The 15586-nt window shown below is 62.9% G+C and carries 17 protein-coding genes; 4 read left to right on the top strand and 13 right to left on the bottom strand.

From position 1 onward, the window contains the following. Positions 1–79: 79 nt before the first annotated feature. Entirely contained in the window at positions 80–1165 is a 1086-nt protein-coding gene (locus tag AC1RL5_RS09115) for a type I restriction endonuclease (protein WP_015634486.1), read from the bottom strand. Between the two features lie 251 nt (positions 1166–1416). Here AC1RL5_RS09115 and AC1RL5_RS09110 point away from each other — a divergent pair, with 251 nt between their 5' ends. Continuing rightward, positions 1417–1827 carry a low affinity iron permease family protein gene (locus AC1RL5_RS09110; protein ID WP_072451069.1) on the top strand — a complete coding sequence of 137 codons (411 nt, stop codon included), beginning with the start codon at positions 1417–1419 and terminating at the stop codon, positions 1825–1827. 38 nt (positions 1828–1865) lie between these two features. On the opposite strand, the gene AC1RL5_RS09105 is transcribed toward AC1RL5_RS09110, so the two are convergent. The 7 genes from AC1RL5_RS09105 to yiaY form a co-directional block, all read right to left on the bottom strand. Beyond that, positions 1866–2774, bottom strand: coding sequence for an SDR family oxidoreductase (locus AC1RL5_RS09105; protein WP_072451070.1), 909 nt, complete (start codon positions 2772–2774; stop codon positions 1866–1868). Positions 2775–2817: 43 nt separating this feature from the next. After that, complete coding sequence (locus AC1RL5_RS09100) at positions 2818–3348, bottom strand: DUF4142 domain-containing protein (RefSeq protein ID WP_093404236.1); 531 nt, start codon at positions 3346–3348, stop codon at positions 2818–2820. Between the two features lie 159 nt (positions 3349–3507). After that, positions 3508–4857, bottom strand: a complete 1350-nt coding sequence (locus tag AC1RL5_RS09095) for a sensor domain-containing protein (protein ID WP_011059745.1) — start codon at positions 4855–4857, stop codon at positions 3508–3510. A 104-nt stretch (positions 4858–4961) separates the two neighbouring features. After that, the gene (locus tag AC1RL5_RS09090; protein ID WP_011059744.1) at positions 4962–5600 is read right to left on the bottom strand and encodes a LysE family translocator; all 639 of its coding nucleotides are present in this window, start codon (positions 5598–5600) and stop codon (positions 4962–4964) included. A 239-nt stretch (positions 5601–5839) separates the two neighbouring features. Next, positions 5840–6571 (bottom strand): PA3715 family protein, encoded by a 732-nt coding sequence (locus AC1RL5_RS09085; RefSeq protein ID WP_072451073.1) that lies wholly within the window; start codon positions 6569–6571, stop codon positions 5840–5842. Between the two features lie 25 nt (positions 6572–6596). Next, entirely contained in the window at positions 6597–7334 is a 738-nt protein-coding gene (locus tag AC1RL5_RS09080) for a PA3715 family protein (protein WP_053149500.1), read from the bottom strand. A gap of 158 nt (positions 7335–7492) precedes the next feature. After that, positions 7493–8641, bottom strand: a complete 1149-nt coding sequence (yiaY, locus tag AC1RL5_RS09075) for an L-threonine dehydrogenase (RefSeq protein WP_011059741.1) — start codon at positions 8639–8641, stop codon at positions 7493–7495. A gap of 158 nt (positions 8642–8799) precedes the next feature. Here yiaY and AC1RL5_RS09070 point away from each other — a divergent pair, with 158 nt between their 5' ends. Next, positions 8800–9819, top strand: coding sequence for a DUF4917 family protein (locus AC1RL5_RS09070; RefSeq protein ID WP_041752724.1), 1020 nt, complete (start codon positions 8800–8802; stop codon positions 9817–9819). A gap of 109 nt (positions 9820–9928) precedes the next feature. On the opposite strand, the gene AC1RL5_RS09065 is transcribed toward AC1RL5_RS09070, so the two are convergent. Next, positions 9929–10471, bottom strand: coding sequence for a helix-turn-helix domain-containing protein (locus AC1RL5_RS09065; protein ID WP_015634479.1), 543 nt, complete (start codon positions 10469–10471; stop codon positions 9929–9931). Positions 10472–10632: 161 nt separating this feature from the next. Here AC1RL5_RS09065 and AC1RL5_RS09060 point away from each other — a divergent pair, with 161 nt between their 5' ends. Both AC1RL5_RS09060 and AC1RL5_RS09055 read left to right on the top strand, forming a co-directional pair. After that, positions 10633–11415 (top strand): aldolase, encoded by a 783-nt coding sequence (locus AC1RL5_RS09060; RefSeq protein ID WP_011059738.1) that lies wholly within the window; start codon positions 10633–10635, stop codon positions 11413–11415. 31 nt (positions 11416–11446) lie between these two features. Continuing rightward, a complete protein-coding gene (locus tag AC1RL5_RS09055) occupies positions 11447–12334 on the top strand; it encodes a dihydrodipicolinate synthase family protein (RefSeq protein ID WP_011059737.1) in 888 nt (295 codons plus the stop codon). A gap of 68 nt (positions 12335–12402) precedes the next feature. On the opposite strand, the gene AC1RL5_RS09050 is transcribed toward AC1RL5_RS09055, so the two are convergent. The 4 genes from AC1RL5_RS09050 to AC1RL5_RS09035 all read right to left on the bottom strand — a co-directional run bounded on the left by AC1RL5_RS09050 (position 12403) and on the right by AC1RL5_RS09035 (position 15582). Continuing rightward, a complete protein-coding gene (locus tag AC1RL5_RS09050) occupies positions 12403–12936 on the bottom strand; it encodes a hypothetical protein (protein ID WP_072443233.1) in 534 nt (177 codons plus the stop codon). Further along, positions 12936–13580: a hypothetical protein gene (locus tag AC1RL5_RS09045; protein WP_011059735.1), complete on the bottom strand. Its 645-nt coding sequence runs from the start codon at positions 13578–13580 to the stop codon at positions 12936–12938. The genes AC1RL5_RS09050 and AC1RL5_RS09045 overlap by 1 nt, the downstream gene beginning before the upstream one ends. Before the next feature lie 272 nt (positions 13581–13852). After that, positions 13853–14191, bottom strand: coding sequence for a YegP family protein (locus AC1RL5_RS09040; RefSeq protein ID WP_011059734.1), 339 nt, complete (start codon positions 14189–14191; stop codon positions 13853–13855). Between the two features lie 62 nt (positions 14192–14253). Continuing rightward, entirely contained in the window at positions 14254–15582 is a 1329-nt protein-coding gene (locus tag AC1RL5_RS09035) for an LLM class flavin-dependent oxidoreductase (protein ID WP_072451354.1), read from the bottom strand. Between the last annotated feature and the right edge of the window lie 4 nt (positions 15583–15586).

The raw sequence follows: 15586 nt of genomic DNA, 5'->3' as shown, positions 1-15586 counted from the left end.
GGCAGCCAATTGCTCTGCTCCAGCGGCCAGGAAGCGCCCCTCCTGCCGCCTTCGCCAGTTTCACTGCGAGCCCGGTCACCTAGTCATAAAAACCCACCGTCTTCTTTAGATGTTCCGAGTACTCGTAGATCTCGTCGACAGAGTTGATGGGATGGCGAGTCTCAACCTTGTCCTGGTCGAAAATACCGATGTACTTCTGTGATCTATTGAAATGCAAACGGCAAATCGGCTTGCGATTGTTATCGTCAAGCAGGATGCCGAAATAGCTCTGAGTGTCGCGTTGCACGATACGCTTGGCATCAACCACCGAGCGCACCACCGCTCGTACGATGTGATATCCCTCAAGCTCCTCCAGTGTCGTGAAGATCTTCTCATCTGTGCGCTCCTCCTCATCGACTCCCGCTTCATCGTTGAGGGGTGCCGAATGCTGGGGAATGAGAACCTGATTAGCCCCGCTCATGGCGGACTTCAAACGATCATTGATCTGATCATTGAGGAACTGACCGATGGCTTTGCGCGTCAGTTCGTAAAACTGATCGCGTACTTTTTGCGTGATCACGCCTTCATAGACTCGCGATGCAAAGACCTTCACAAAGTCATCGTCCGGCTTGCTGACTTGTGAAGCGACGACCTTCTTGATCTGACTGACATACTTCAATTCGCCCGCTGCGCTGAGAATCGACTCGACATCAAACGCCGACTTGGTCAGCTTGATCAGCTCCGGCACCGAGTACTCATCAATGTCCAGCAGATCAAGCTCAAGGAAAGGCTTTTCATCCATCTTGTTCGGCGCATCCAGGTCCGTGAAAAACTTATAGACCTGACCATTAGTGAGGATGGATATACGTGCGCTGGTCACGTGAAAGTAACGAAACAACTGGGATGCATGATTGATGTGTAACGGCTCACCGATTTTCTTGCACTCGATAAGCATCTGCACCTCGCCATCCTTGATGATCGCGTAATCAATCTTCTCGCCCTTCTTGGTCCCGACATCGCAGACGAACTCTGGCGTCACCTCCATGGGATCGAAAACGTCATAGCCCAGGACCGTACTGATGAAAGGCATGACGAACGCGTTTTTCGTCGCCTCTTCGGTTTGAATGGCCGCGCCTTGTAGACGTACCTTGGCAGCAAGACTGGTGAGTTTTTCAAGAAATTCCATGAGAGACCTCTGACAGTTTCCGATCCGTGTATTAGCGTGATGGCACTTTGAACGCCATTGATACTAGCCACAAACCCGTACAAAGACAGACATCCCCGTCAACTCAAACACAGGTTACTGCCAGGCAGCTGGGTAAAAGATAAAACAGCTCCCATCAGGAGCCCTCATACCTCGGTGAATTAACGAAAAAAGCACTTTCGCCAGAGCCCTGCTGTCACACCTTCAGACACCTCCCCATAAGGAACACGGCCATGAAGTTCTCGAAGATTTCGCAAGCGCTGTCGATGTGGGCCGGCAGCCCGAAAACCTTTCTCGGCGCGCTGTTGCTGATTCTGATCTGGGGGCTCAGCGGGCCGGTGTTTCACTTCAACGACACCTGGCAGTTGATCATCAATACCTCCACCACCATCATCACCTTCCTCATGGTGTTCCTGATCCAGAACACCCAGAACCGCGACAACGACATTCTGCACTTGAAGATCGACGAGCTGCTGCGGGCCACCAAGGCGGCCCACAACGCCATGCTCAGCCTGGACGGGCTGGACCTCAAGCAGCTGGAGCAGATGCGCCGCGAATACCGCGAGATCGGCCAGGGCGGCGATTCCGAGCTGTCCGTCAGCACCTCCAGCCAGCAGGACAAGACCGATCTCAACCAGTGCTGAGATCGGCTCGGCGAAGGCAGGCCCCTGCGCCGATCATCCTAGGGCAGAGGGTTGCCGCCGGTGACCCCGAACACTTCGCCGGTGATGTAGCTCGATTCCTGCGACGCCAATAGCACGTACAGGGGAGCGCATTCGGCCGGCTGCCCCGGACGCTTCATGGGGGTTTGCAGGCCGAACTGCGGGATCTTTTCCCGAGGCTGGCCACCACTGGGTTGCAGTACGGTCCAGATCGGCCCCGGCGCCACGGCGTTGACCCGGATACCCCGCCCGATCACCTGTTTGGCCAGGGCCTTGGTGAAAGCCACGATCGCCGCCTTGGTGGTGGCGTAATCCAGGAGGCTGGCCGAAGGCTGGTAGGACTGGATCGACGCGGTGTTGATCACCGTGGCGCCAGCCGGCATCAGCGGCAAGGCCGCCTGACAGATCCAGAACAAGGCATACACGTTGGTCTTCAAGGTGGCGTCGAACTGAGCGGTGCTGATGTCGGCGATGTCCTCCTGCGCCACCTGCTTGCCCGCCACGTTGACCAGGATGTCCAGCCCACCCAGTTGCTCATGGGCACGGCGCACCAGGTCGCGGCAGAAACGTTCGTCGCTGATATCGCCGGGAAGCGCAACGGCCTTGCGCCCGGCGGCCTTGATCAGCTCTATCACCTGGCGGGCGTCGCGCTCCTCCTCGGGCAGGTAGTTGATGGCGACGTCCGCGCCTTCACGGGCATAGGCAATGGCCGCTGCGCGGCCGATACCCGAATCGCCGCCGGTGATCAGGGCCTTGCGCCCCAGCAACCGGCCAAACCCGTGATAGCTGTGCTCGCCGTGGTCGGGACGGGGGATCATGTCCTGGTCGATGCCCGGCGCCGTTTGCGGCTGGTCGGGAAATTCCGGCTGGGGGTACTGGGTCAGGGGATCCTGCATCGCGTACTGATTGGATACGGATTGAGTCGACATGGTGCTCTCCAACTAAAGGGCAAGGATGGGGCAACGGCGGGGCTCAACCGTCCAGCCGGTCGGACCGGCGCCCGGCCTGCAGGGCCTTGGCCATCTGCAGGTGGTTTTCCAGCTTGGGCAGGGTCTCTTCGGCAAATGCCTTGAGCTCCGGCACCTCGCTGGTCTGCGCCTGCTGCTGGATCTGCTCGATGGCTTCTTCGGTGGCCTTGACCTGGCTGGCGGCGTAGGCACGATCGAAGTCCTCGCCCTCGGTTTCAGGTACGCGGGGCATCAGGCGCTTGGCCTGGTCCATCACCTGGTCCCGGGGGGCGACCGGCAAGTCCAGCTGCTTGGCGATCTTGGCCAGGTGCTGGTTGGCGGTGGTGCGGTCGTTGATCACCTGGATGGTGTATTCCTTGACCGCCTTGGATGAGGTCTGCTGGTGGGCCAGGCGGCTGGCTTCGATATCGGCCATGCCCTTGGCCGAGGCGTCGTCGATGAAATCCGCGGGGGACTGGGCCAGGGCGCTGGTGGCGCCAAGGCCCAGGAGCAGTGCCAGTCCGGCACCGCGCATGACTGTAGCCATGGGGTTCATGAGGTGGCTCTCCGCTTGCAAATTGATCTGCCGGAAGCCATGGCTCCCGTCTGCATAGGGAAAGGTGGGGGGCGCAAAGGTTTAGAAAAACCCTCGCTTGCACGACGAACGGTGAACCCCGGCACGGCCGGGCCAGGGCTTCATCCGGTGCTTGCCGGCTCAGGCGTTGGAGCGGCTTTTCTGTGCCCGCTTGACCGCGTACATGGCTTCGTCGGCGTGCTTGAACAGCTGTTTTTCCTCCAGGCCATGCTCGGGATACAGGCCGATGCCGATGCTCGGCAGGATGTTCAACGAGTGGCCGTCCAGGCGCAGCGGCTCGCCCAGCGTCCGCCGGATCTTCTCCGCTACCCGCTGGGCATCCTCGCTGTGCTGCACGCTCTCCAGCAGGATCACGAACTCGTCGCCACCGATCCGCGCCACGGTGTCGGTTTCCCGCACGCAGCCCTTGAGCCGGTTGGCCACCGCTTGCAGCAGCATGTCCCCCACCGCGTGCCCGCAGGTGTCGTTGACCTCCTTGAACTTGTCCAGGTCGACATACAGCAGGGCCATGCGCCCCGACTCGCGCCGGGCCCGAGCCAGGGCCGAACGCAGGCGCTCGCGCAGCAGTTCGCGGTTGGGCAGGTGAGTCAATTGATCGTATTCGGCCATGTAGTGCAGGCGTGCATGCAGCTGCTTGCGTTCGATGGCCGCGGCCAGCTGCGCGCTGACGTACTGCAAGAGTTCCTGGTCCTGTTCGCTGTAGCTTTCGGTGCCCGGGGCGCTCTTGACCATCAGCACGCCGATGGTGCCCTTTTGCGAATTCAGCGGCACGCCCAGCCAGCAGCGCGAACCCTGGATAGCCGCGAATTCGCTCCAGAGCACCCGGTTCACCGGGCACTCCGGCGCCAGCAGCAAGGGCTGGCCGCATTGCAGCACCTCGACGCAGAAGCGTTCGATCAAGGTGCCCGGCAGTTCCGGGCTGCCCTCGCAGTCATCGACATGATAGGGAAAACTCAGGCTGGCGCTGCGCTCGTCGTAGAGCGCCAGGGAACAGTTCAGCGCCGGCAGCCATTCGCCGATGATCCGATGCACATGCCGGAACAGCACCAGCAGGTCTTCGGTGGCATGGGCCGCCTCGGAAATCGCGTACAGCGCCGCCTGCCGGGACTCCGCCTGCTTGCGCTCGGTGATGTCGCGGGCCACGGCGATGCGCAACTGATCCACTTCCGACCAGCGCGCCGACCAGAGAATATGCGCCACCCGCCCGTCCTTGCGCACGTAGCGGTTCTCGAAATTCGGCTTGGGCACCCCGCCCATGATTTCCCGGGCGGCCTGCAAGGTACGTTCACGATCGGCCGGGTGCACCAGCTCGATCATCGGGCGGCCGATCAGCTCGTCGGCGGTGTAGCCGAAGACCCGCTCACAAGCGGCGCTGACGAACACGAAGCGACCCTCGACATCCACGGCGCACACGGCGTCCAGGAGCAGGTCGATGAAACTGGCCAGAGGCGCGGAGTTCTTGGTTGCCATCAGAGAAAGCTACTACCCATGAAAAATGCACTGAGTACCCATCCCTTGAGCCCGGTCGCAGGCCGAAGCCTGCAACTGCACACCGTCGCAACCCGCGCGGCGCGTCACGCCTTGTTGCCGACCAACCCTGGCACTGCGTGCAGCAGGGCATTGATCGCGAAACCGATGAACATCACCCCGCAGACCCGGGTGATCGCCAGCTCGTGGCGCTGGTACCAATTGCGTACCTTACGCGCGCCGACGATGCCGATGAGGATAGCGTATGCGCCAAGGCCGCCAAGGAAACTCAGGGCAATCAGCCCCGGCAGCATCGACCAGGTCAACAGCTCCGCGCGGCTGGAGAGCAGCGCGGTGAAGGTTGCCACCGCCACCGGATAAGCCTTGGGATTGGTCAGGCCGAACAGGATCCCGTGCCAGAACGGGTTGCGCGCCGGGCCCTGGGGTTCGTCGCCATCGCGCGGTTTACTGCGGATGGCCCGCAAGCCGAGCCAGAACAGGTACAGGCCGCTGAGCACGCCGAGGATATTGAACGCATCGCTGCCGATCTCCCGGGCCCCGACAATGGCGATCAGCGCCGTGCTGCACCAGACCACGTCGCCCAGCATGTGCCCGCAGAGAAACCCGGCCCCCGCCTGCCGCCCGCGGGCCGCGCCGATGCCGAACACCGCCAGCACTCCGGGCCCGGGGGTGATCGCATAAATGAAACCCGAGGCGATAACAGCCAGCAACAGCGATGAGGTCATCAGCAAGACTCCAGGACGATGCGCCTGACAAAAACGCCAGGCACAGGGGGAATGTGGCGGATTCTGCACGATCAAGGCACCTTGCCACCAGCCGCTTTCGTCAGCTGCCCCTGTGGAACAGTCTCTCAATCGGCGGAGTAAAAGCGCATTCCCGGGTAAGGATGATCGCGCCAGGCCAGCAATCGCGAGGCCAGATCGCTGACGGCCAGGCTCAGGTGGTTGAGCCCCTTGAGCATGGTTCACGCTCCCGTCAAGGTTTTCGCCAAGGGGTAGCGCTGGCCGTCGTAGTGCAAGGTGACACGGCTGTCCCTGGGCGCCAGGTCGCGGCTCTCGCAACCGGCCGGCCCCTTGAAATGCTCGGTGTCGACGATTCGCGTACGCACCAGCAGGTCGGCATGGCCGTTGCGCTGGCCGTTGCCCAGTTCCAGGGTCCGGTGCAGGGTCCGGCTGCGCCCGACACACTCACCGCCCCGGCCGAGCTCAGCGCGGCGCTCATCCACCACCAGCCCTTCGAGCCTCGGCGGAAGGCCCTTGCCATCACGCACGAACAGGGTCAGCACGGTTTTCTCATGGGGGTGGGTGCTTGAGGTACGGCGGTAGGTGGCCCGCAGGCCAAAGGCCCGCTCCTCCTCGCTCAACTGGTAACGCCCGGTATCGATCTGCAACCCCTGCAAGGCCAAGCCATCGGAACGCCGGGCCAGGTCCTTGTTGTAGCTGGCCACGGCCCAGCCGCTGTCGTCGAGCAGCAGCGCCACATCCAGGTTGTAGCGAGGTGCCTTGGCGTTTTCGGCCCCTTGCATCGGCGTTGCTCGAACCCCGATGTTGATGCCGTCTTCCGCCGGCCAGGGTTTGCAGACGTGGAGTTCTCCCGGGGAATTGGGGCTGTTGTCGCACTCGGCCAGCGCCATCGTCGCCACGCCCAGCAACGCGCACAGCACCAGCCCGCGGGTCGATTGTTCAAGCAGGTTCATCAAGCTTCCTTATCGCTCGCCGGTATCAGATGCCACTGAAGCCATTGGGCAGGACGTAGCGTTGGCCATCGTAGTGCAGGGTGCTGACCACCGGTTTGGCGGCCACGGAGGTGGACTGGCATTCTTCCCCGACTTTTTTGCTCTGGGTACTGACGCTGACCGAACGCACGATCAGGTCGGCGTAACCGTGGCTGCGGGTCTTGGCGATATCCAGGGTGCGCGTGGTTTTAGTGCCCTCGCCGGCGCACTGGCCATCCCATTCGCCGTTGTAGGAATGGGCCACGAACTTCTCCAGCACCGGGCGCAGGGTGCTGCCCTCGCGCACGTAGAGGCTGAGCCAGGTCTGATTGAAGGGGTTGACCCTGGATGAACCCTCGAACGCGGCCCGGACCCCGAACGCTCGAACCTGAGGCGTCAGTTGGAAGCGCCCGGTATCGAGCTTCACGCTCTCCAGGCGAAAGGCGTCGGAGACAAAGGCGGCAGGCTGCTCATAGCTGGCCAGGGCCTGTCCGCTGCTGCGGTCCAGCACTGCCAGTTGCAGGTTGTAGGTGCCGTCATCGGTGCCGGTGTCGCTGGGGTCCGGAACCTGCTCGGACAGCAGGCTGATGCTCTGGTCGGCAAAGGCCGGCCAGTCCTTGCACAGGGAAAAGCCCGGGACTTCGGCATTGCGTGGCGGCGGCAGGCACTGGGCGGCGGCGGATGTGGCACCGGCCAGCAGGGCCAGGCTGCCCAGAAGCGGGGCCAGGGAAGAGCAACGGATCATTCACGACTCCTTGTGACAGGCGGATAGAGCGCCATTTCAGGTCGCACTATCCTCCGCGGCGCGGGCGCTTTCAACGCCGGGAGCAGTTGCTCGGGAGTCTGTGGTGCCGGGCGTGCGGATGAACCCTTCGCTGGCTTGCCAGCGAAGGGTCCCGTCCCTCAGAACGCGTTGCGGAAAATCTCCTCGATCTGCCGCTGATCCGCCGGACGCGGGTTGGTCAGGCCGCAGGCGTCCTTGAGGGCATTGGCCGCCAATAGCGGAATGTCCTGCAACTTGGCGCCCAACTCGCGCAAACCGGCGGGAATCTCCACATCACGGGCCAGGGTGCGGATCGCCGCGATGGCCGCCTGGGCGCCCTCTTCCGGGCTGAAACCGCGAATGTCCGCGCCCAGCGCGTGGGCCACATCGGTCAGGCGCTGGGCGCATACCGTGGCGTTGAAGCTCTGCACATGGGGCAACAGCACCGCGTTGCACACGCCATGGGGCAGGTCGTAGAAGCCGCCCAGCTGGTGGGCCATGGCGTGCACGAAACCCAGGGACGCATTGTTGAATGCCATGCCGGCGAGGAACTGCGCATAGGCCATGTTCTCCCGTGCCAGCAGATCGTTGCCGTCGTGCACCGCCTGGCGCAGGTTGGCGCTGATCATTTCCACGGCCTTCAGGGCGCAGGCGTCGGTGATGGGGTTGGCGGCGGTGGACACATAGGCTTCCACCGCGTGGGTCAGGGCATCCATGCCGGTGGCGGCGGTCAGGCCCTTGGGCATCGCCACCATCAGTGCCGGATCGTTCACCGACAGCAACGGCGTGACGTTGCGGTCGACGATGGCCATTTTCACGTGGCGCGATTCGTCGGTGATGATGCAGAAACGGGTCATTTCGCTGGCAGTGCCGGCGGTGGTGTTGATGGCGATCAAGGGCAGTTGCGGCTTGGCCGACTGGTCGACGCCTTCGTAATCGCGGATCTGCCCGCCATTGGTGGCACACAGGGCAATGCCCTTGGCGCAGTCATGGGGCGATCCGCCGCCCAGGGAGATGACGAAATCGCACTGTGCCTGCTGCAATTGCGCCAGGCCCTGCTCGACGTTGGCAATGCTCGGGTTGGGCTTGGCACCGTCGAAGATCACCGAATCGATGTCCTGCATGGCCAGCTTCTCGGCCACCATGCTGGCCACGCCAGCCTTGGCCAGGCCCGTGTCAGTGACGATCAGCGCCTTGCGAAATCCATAGTTGCGGATGGCGCTCATGGCCTCGTCGAGACAGCCGATGCCCATGATGTTCACGGCTGGAATGAAAAAGGTGCTGCTCATCAGAAGGTCTCCCGGCGAATGCCGATTTCACGGTGTCGATGCAATGTTTGCCAAACAGGATCGACCGATCGGTCACCGGCGTTGTTGATCTGGCTCAAGGGTCGGTCGTGATAAAGTCGCCAGCCGAAATACCTCCAGCCTTGAGACCGATGACCGCGATGATGGATTTCCAGGAATTTGATGCCGAACTTGAAGACTGGAACGCCCTGGGTGCCAGCACACCGTTCAGTGGCCTGCTGATCGGCAACGGCGCCAGCCGTGCCGTGTGGGAAGACTTTGCCTACGACTCACTGTTCGAAAACGCTCGCACAGTGGAAGAAAAACCCCTCAGCCAGTCCGAGCTCAGCGTATTCGAGGCCCTGCAGACCCGCAGTTTCGAGCAGGTACTGGGCGCCCTGAAAACCACCAGCCGAGTCAACAAGGCCCTGGCAGTCAGCTCGGCGGCGCCGCGCAATCGCTACTACGCCATCAAGGAAGCGCTGATCAACACCGTGCACGCGGTGCACATTCCCTGGCGCCTGGTCCAGGAGCAGAGCCTGGCGGCGATCAACCAGGAACTGCGGCGCTATCCCACGGTGTTCACCAGCAACTATGACCTGCTCAACTACTGGGCCGTGCAACAGGACAGCCAAGGCATCGACGACCTGTTCCACGGTGCCGATCCGGCCTTCGAACTGGGCAGCGCCCCTAGCGCCCCGACCCGCATCCTCTACCTGCATGGCGGCCTGCACCTGGTGCGCAACCTGGACGGCAGCGCGCGCAAGCTGACCTCCACCGAAGGCACCCTGCTGGGCAGCTTCGCCATCAACAACACCCTCAAGACCCTGGACGACGTGCCGCTGTTCGTCAGCGAGGGGCCGCTGGCGGACAAGCTCAAGACCATCCGCAGCTCGGATTACCTGTCGTTCTGCTACCAGCAGTTGCTGGATCACAGCGGCGCGCTGTGCATCTTCGGCCACAACCTGGGGCCCCAGGACAGCCACCTGGTCCAGGCGATCCGCCAGTCGGCGACCCAGACCCTGGCGATCTCCATCTACCCGCGCAGCGCGGCGTTCATCCAGCACCAGAAACGCCACTACGCCAAGCTGTTCGAAGGCCTGGACCTGAGTCTGCGTTTCTTCGACTCCAAGACCCACGCCCTGGGCAACCCGGCCCTGTCGGTGCCCGTGGAGCGCTGAGCACTCCCGCCCTGTAGGAGCTGGCTTGCCAGCGAAGACGTCCGCCAGGGCGATGCATGTCTTGGTGCTCATTCGCCAACCAGCCGGCTCCTGGCGGCGCTGAACGCCTTCAGTCCTCGCTGCTGTGCACCACCACCAGCAACTGCGCCTGCTCGTCCCCCACGGAACGGATGCGGTGGGGTTTCTGCGCATTGAAGTGCAGTGCATCGCCACGGTTGAGAATCACCCGCTCGTTCATGAAATCCACTTCCACCTGGCCTTCGTGGACGAACAGGAACTCCTCCCCCAGGTGTTCCTTGAAGGTCTTGTCACTGAATTCCCGGGCCGGGTAGATGATGAACGGCAGCAGGTTGCGCTCGCTGACCTGATGGGCCAGCACCGCATAACCCGGGACCTGCCCATTGGCCGCCAGTGACTGGCGCTGGTCGCTGCGCACCAGGCTGTAGCTGTCGAGGCTGATGCTGTCCTCGGCGAACAGTTCCTCGACCTTGACGTTCAGCGCCTTGGCCAGCTTCAACGCGGCAGCGATCGACGGCGTGTTCAGCCCGCGCTCGACTTTCGACAGATAGCTCTTGGTCATCCCGGATTTCTCGGCCAGGGCTTCCAGGGTCACGCCCAGTTTTTTTCTCAGTAATTTCAAACGGATAGACATGTAGAGCGGTTAATCCATCTAGAAAACAACGATTGGCGCTTGCCAATGACACAAAGTGTCATATAGCCTCTTAAGTGTCATCGCGATTCACCCAGCGCCGTCGCAAGCAGCAGGTGAAGCGCAGATCCGACGTCCATTGCACTTCTCAAAGGACCTTCGACATGGCCAAGACATTAGCATTGCCCAAAGACCAACTGGTCAAGCAAGCCCTGACCCAGATGCAAAATACCCTGGCGGATAATACGTGGACCGACCGACAAAAGCTGGCCCTGACCTGCCGCATTCTGTTCGAGAACGGCCACGACTCGGGCCTCGCCGGGCAGATCACCGCCCGCGGCCCGCAACCCGGCACCTACTACACCCAGCAACTGGGCCTGGGCTTCGATGAAATCAGCGCCAGCAACCTGCTGCTGGTCAACGAAGACCTGGAGGTCCTCGAAGGCCACGGCATGCCCAACCCGGCCAACCGCTTCCACAGCTGGGTGTACCGCGCCCGGCCGGACGTGAACTGCATCATCCACACCCACCCGACCCACGTCGCCGCGCTGTCGATGATCGAAGTGCCGCTTGCGGTGTCGCACATGGACCTCTGCCCACTGTACGAGGACTGCGCCTTTCTCGAAGCCTGGCCAGGGGTGCCGGTGGGCAACGAAGAAGGCGAAATCATCTCCGCCGCCCTGGGCGACAAGCGCGCGATCCTGCTTTCCCACCACGGCCAGCTGTCCACCGGCGCGAGCATCGAGGAAGCCTGCGTGATCGCTCAACTGATCGAGCGTGCGGCCAAGCTGCAACTGCTGGCCATGGCCGCCGGCACCATCAAGCCGATCCTCCCGGAGCTGGGCCGCGAAGCCCACGACTGGATTTCCAAGCCCAAGCGCCACAGCGCCGCCTTCAACTACTACGCTCGGCAAAACCTGAAAAAACACGCCGACTGCCTGAACTGATCCACCCCTTATGCCTTGCAGGAGTTGCACCATGCCTACTACCCAGATCCACGGCATCATCGGCTACACCGTCACCCCCTTCGGCCCCAACGGCGAAGGCCTGGACCTGGACGCCCTCGGGCGTTCCATCGACCGCATGATCGACGCGGGCGTCCACGCCATCGCCCCCCTGGGCAGCACCGGCGAAGGCGCCTACCTGAGCGACGCCGAATGGGACCAGGTCAGCGAGTTCAGCATCCGCCACGTGGCCAAGCGCGTGCCGACCATCGTCAGCGTCTCCGACCTGACCACCGCCAAGGCCATCCGCCGCGCGCGTTTTGCCGAAGCCAAGGGCGCCGACGTGGTGATGGTGCTGCCCGCCTCCTACTGGAAGCTCAGCGAAGCCGAGATCCTCGCTCACTACCAGGCCATCGGCGCCAGCATCGGCGTGCCGATCATGCTCTACAACAACCCGGCCACCAGCGGCACCGACATGTCGGTGGAACTGATCCTGAAGATCTTCCACGCCGTGGAAAACGTCACCCTGGTCAAGGAAAGCACCGGCGACATCCAGCGCATGCACAAGCTGCAACTGCTGGGCGAAGGCCAAGTGCCGTTCTACAACGGCTGCAACCCGCTGGCCCTGGAAGCTTTCGCTGCCGGTGCCAGTGGCTGGTGCACAGCGGCGGCGAACCTGATCCCGCAGCTCAATCTCGACCTCTATCAGGCCGTGCTGAGCAACGACCTGGCTCGCGCCCGGGCGCTGTTCTACCGCCAGTTGCCGCTGCTGGACTTCATCCTCAAGGGCGGTTTGCCGGCCACGGTCAAGGCCGGGCTGGAACTCGCCGGGCTGCCCACCGGCGAGCCGCGCAAGCCGGTATTCGCGCTGAACGAGAGCGGTCGCCAACAGTTGCAGACGCTGCTGCAGAGCCTGGGTTGATTTCCTGAAAAAAAGCCCGGACGGCTGACACCGTCCGGGCTTTGGCATGTGCCGCGTCCAAGCGTGGCTCAGTGACTGTCCAGCGCCACCGGGGCCTGGGCCTTGAACTGCGGGTCCTGCAGCATCTGCGCAATGAAGTCGTCGGTGATGCGCCGCACATGCTGGTATTGGCCGCCATCAGTGTTGGCCCACCCACGCCAGGAGCGGGTCTGGTTGCTGACCCGATACTTGGCCACCTCCTGGTCACCGCGGCTGACATGGAACATCACCTGGCTGTCCCAGGTGGTCCGGCCCGGCACGATAAACAAGGTCATGGCACTGAGCAGCCCCATGGGAATGTTCTGCCAGCCGAAGTAATCACTGTTGGCCATCACGATCACGTTGTAGCCATCGGCACTGAACCCCGGCTGCACCTGCTCGAAGGTGCCGCGACGACGCAGTTCGTCACGGATCAGGCCGGCAGGGATGGCCCCCATCACACTGACGCTGATCGCCGGTAGCCGCTGCTGATAATCCACCTCGGCCCGCTTGAGACTGTGGCTGGTCTGGCAACCGCCAAGCCCCAGCATCAGCACCATCAAAAACCACAATTGATTACGCATTACAGATCCCCCGACAGCATGGCCTTGAGCATCGACGACTTGGGCCCCTGCTCCCTGACGATCAACGACGTGACCTCCTCCATTTTCTCCAGATCGACCCGTTGCAGGTTCGGCACCTGCGGGTATTTGGCGCGCACCAGGGCGGCGTCGCGCTCCAGGTGGTCGCTGTGCAGAAACACGCACTTGGCCCCCGACGCCGACAGGCAGCCGGCGCGAAAATCACCCAGGTAATAAGCCTTGCCGGCTTCCAGTTCCAAGGGGATGGAGAAATCTTCGCGGCTCCAGGCGGTGGCGTTGCCGCGGTCGAAGTGCAGGTTGTAGATCTCGTAGCGCCCGGGTTTGAGCGGCATCACGAACAGGCTGCCGATGCCGTGCCAGGTCTCGCGCACATCCCGTGGCGTGCGGCCGTAGATCTGGTTGTACAAGCGCGCCGAGGCGAACCCGTCACCGCCGCGCGGGCGAATCAGCAGCATTTGTTCGTTGGCGGTGTGCACCGCCTTCGGCCAGATGCCGACCACCCCCACCACATAGGCCACCCCCGACTGCGAGTCGGGGCGCATGCTCTCGGCAACTTTCGTGGACGACAGGCTGTAGCAACCGCTCAACGCCAGCAGCGCGGCGAGTAATACGAGAGGGCGAATCATGAGGTCGCAGATCCCTTGGACAATGATTGATAACGTCAACCAGAGTGCCAAGCCTGCCGAGCGCCCGGTGACGGGCGCGGAGGATAAAACAAATGATGGCATTGCGCCATAATCCAGTCGCCAATTGGCTGGCGGCCTGCCAGATCACAATACGCTGCCCTCGCCCGGCCTCCAGGCAAATGCCAGGTGCTTGTGAAAACCCGCTGACAGCACAAAGCCCGAACGCTGCTTGGGTTCGGGCCTGGTGCTGTCGAGGGTGAGTGAAGCCGGGCCTAAACGGACGTCAGGTCCTTGATGTTGTGGCTGGGGCCGTTGGCCTTGACGCTGGCGATGCCCTTTTCCCGGGCCGCTTCCGAGGAATAGGTTTCACTGTTGCCGATGATTTGGTGGTTGGCCGCCTTGAGGTTGAAATAGGGTTTGCCATCCTTGGCGCTCTTGCGCTCGTAGCGCTCTTCCAGGGGACTGTTGGCCTGCACCGAGGCGATGCCGTTCTCGGCTGCGGCGCGTGTGGTGTACTGCTCGCTGCTGAGAATGACCTCGGCATTGGCCGCCTTGAGCACGAAGCGAAACTGGCCGTTGCTGCTTTTCTTCAACTCATACCATCCGGACATGCTGTAGCTCCTAGGGTGATCGATGGGCGTTGCGCCTTGAGAGTAAAGACTCTTTCAGCCATTCAGCCATTGCCCCGGTGGCTGAAGAAACGGTTTTCCACCCGCGACAGCCCCAGGTGTTCGCGCAGGCTGCGGCCGGTGTAGCGCTGGCGAAACAGACCCCGGCGCTGCAGCTCGGGGGTGATCAGTTGCACGAAATCGTCGATGGCCCCCGGCAGATGGGTGAACAGCACATTGAAACCGTCGGCGGCGTACTCCTGGTACCAGGTAGCCAGCTCATCGACGATCTGCCCCGGCGTGCCCACCAGTACCTTGTGCCCGCTGGCCGACAGGCTGCGCAGCAGTTGCGCCAGGCTCGGCCGCTCCCGGCGGATCAGTTCCTGCACCAGGTGCCGGCGGCTTTTATGCCGCTCGGTGGGGGCGGCGTCCAGCAACGGCACCTGCGCATGCAGGGGCAGATGCGACAGGTCGATACCCAGGTCCAACAGGTAGGACAGGGCCTTGAGCTGTGCTTGGGGGTCCTGCAATTCCTGCAATTGCTGGTACTTCTCCTCGGCTTCGTTGAGGGTGCGGCCCACCGTGGGGGCGATGCCGGGGAAGATTTTCAACTGCCCGGCATGACGCCCGTAAGCGGGAAGCCGTTCCTTGAGTTCGCGATAGAAAGCCTTGGCCTGCTGCAGGTCGGTCTGGGCGGTGAACACCAGCTCGGCGCAGCGCGCCGCCAGCTCACAGCCCGGCCCGGACGACCCGGCCTGGGCGATCACCGGCCAGCCCTGCAATGGCCGCGGTGCATTCAACGGCCCCTGTACCTGGAAGTGCCGCCCCCGGTGCTGCAACAGGTGCATGCGCTCCGGGCGCAGCCACTGGCCGCTGGCCTTGTCCCGGGGAAAGGCGTCGTCGGCCCAGCTGTCCCACAGCCCGCTGGCCACACTGAAGAACTCCTCGGCCCGGGCGTACCGCTCGGCGTGGCTCAGGGGTTCGGGGTGGTTGAAGTTCTCGCCGCCGACCAGCCCGGTTACCAGGTTCCAGCCAGCCCGGCCCTCACTCAAGTGGTCCAGGGAGGCGAACTTGCGCGCCAGGTTGTAGGGCTCGTTGTAGGAGGTGCTGGCGGTGGCGATCAGGCCGATATGCCGGGTCACCACCGCCAGGGCCGGCAGCAGGGTCAGCGGGTCCCAGCGCAGGCTGTAGGAACTGCGGGCCAGTACCCGCGGGTCCAGGTCCCCCACCGCCACGTTGTCGTTGAGAAACAGGGCGTCGAAACAGCCCCGCTCCAGGGTTTGCGCGTAGTGCCGGTAGCGCTGGAAATTCAACGAGGCGTCGGCATCCGCCTGGGGATGGCGCCAACTGCCGCCATGGGCGCCGGAGCCGGAGAGAAAAGCCCCCAGCCCCATCTGC

The sequence above is a fragment of the Pseudomonas sp. GW822-FHT06D10 genome (assembly GCF_058799535.1).
The sequence above is the reverse complement of the archived record's forward strand: the minus strand, read 5'-3'. Positions and strand labels throughout refer to the sequence as shown.

Bases quoted from the DNA above. Each gene is read 5' to 3' on its own strand.
- AC1RL5_RS09090 (WP_011059744.1), bottom strand. From the start codon at position 5,600: ATGACCTCATCGCTGTTGCTGGCTGTTATCGCCTCGGGTTTCATTTAT.
- AC1RL5_RS09045 (WP_011059735.1), bottom strand. From the start codon at position 13,580: ATGATTCGCCCTCTCGTATTACTCGCCGCGCTGCTGGCGTTGAGCGGT.
- AC1RL5_RS09080 (WP_053149500.1), bottom strand. From the start codon at position 7,334: ATGATCCGTTGCTCTTCCCTGGCCCCGCTTCTGGGCAGCCTGGCCCTG.
- AC1RL5_RS09050 (WP_072443233.1), bottom strand. From the start codon at position 12,936: ATGCGTAATCAATTGTGGTTTTTGATGGTGCTGATGCTGGGGCTTGGC.
- AC1RL5_RS09065 (WP_015634479.1), bottom strand. From the start codon at position 10,471: ATGTCTATCCGTTTGAAATTACTGAGAAAAAAACTGGGCGTGACCCTG.
- AC1RL5_RS09060 (WP_011059738.1), top strand. From the start codon at position 10,633: ATGGCCAAGACATTAGCATTGCCCAAAGACCAACTGGTCAAGCAAGCC.
- yiaY (WP_011059741.1), bottom strand. From the start codon at position 8,641: ATGAGCAGCACCTTTTTCATTCCAGCCGTGAACATCATGGGCATCGGC.
- AC1RL5_RS09110 (WP_072451069.1), top strand. From the start codon at position 1,417: ATGAAGTTCTCGAAGATTTCGCAAGCGCTGTCGATGTGGGCCGGCAGC.
- AC1RL5_RS09040 (WP_011059734.1), bottom strand. From the start codon at position 14,191: ATGTCCGGATGGTATGAGTTGAAGAAAAGCAGCAACGGCCAGTTTCGC.
- AC1RL5_RS09105 (WP_072451070.1), bottom strand. From the start codon at position 2,774: ATGTCGACTCAATCCGTATCCAATCAGTACGCGATGCAGGATCCCCTG.
- AC1RL5_RS09085 (WP_072451073.1), bottom strand. From the start codon at position 6,571: ATGAACCTGCTTGAACAATCGACCCGCGGGCTGGTGCTGTGCGCGTTG.
- AC1RL5_RS09095 (WP_011059745.1), bottom strand. From the start codon at position 4,857: ATGGCAACCAAGAACTCCGCGCCTCTGGCCAGTTTCATCGACCTGCTC.
- AC1RL5_RS09115 (WP_015634486.1), bottom strand. From the start codon at position 1,165: ATGGAATTTCTTGAAAAACTCACCAGTCTTGCTGCCAAGGTACGTCTA.
- AC1RL5_RS09055 (WP_011059737.1), top strand. From the start codon at position 11,447: ATGCCTACTACCCAGATCCACGGCATCATCGGCTACACCGTCACCCCC.
- AC1RL5_RS09100 (WP_093404236.1), bottom strand. From the start codon at position 3,348: ATGAACCCCATGGCTACAGTCATGCGCGGTGCCGGACTGGCACTGCTC.
- AC1RL5_RS09035 (WP_072451354.1), bottom strand. From the start codon at position 15,582: ATGGGGCTGGGGGCTTTTCTCTCCGGCTCCGGCGCCCATGGCGGCAGT.
- AC1RL5_RS09070 (WP_041752724.1), top strand. From the start codon at position 8,800: ATGATGGATTTCCAGGAATTTGATGCCGAACTTGAAGACTGGAACGCC.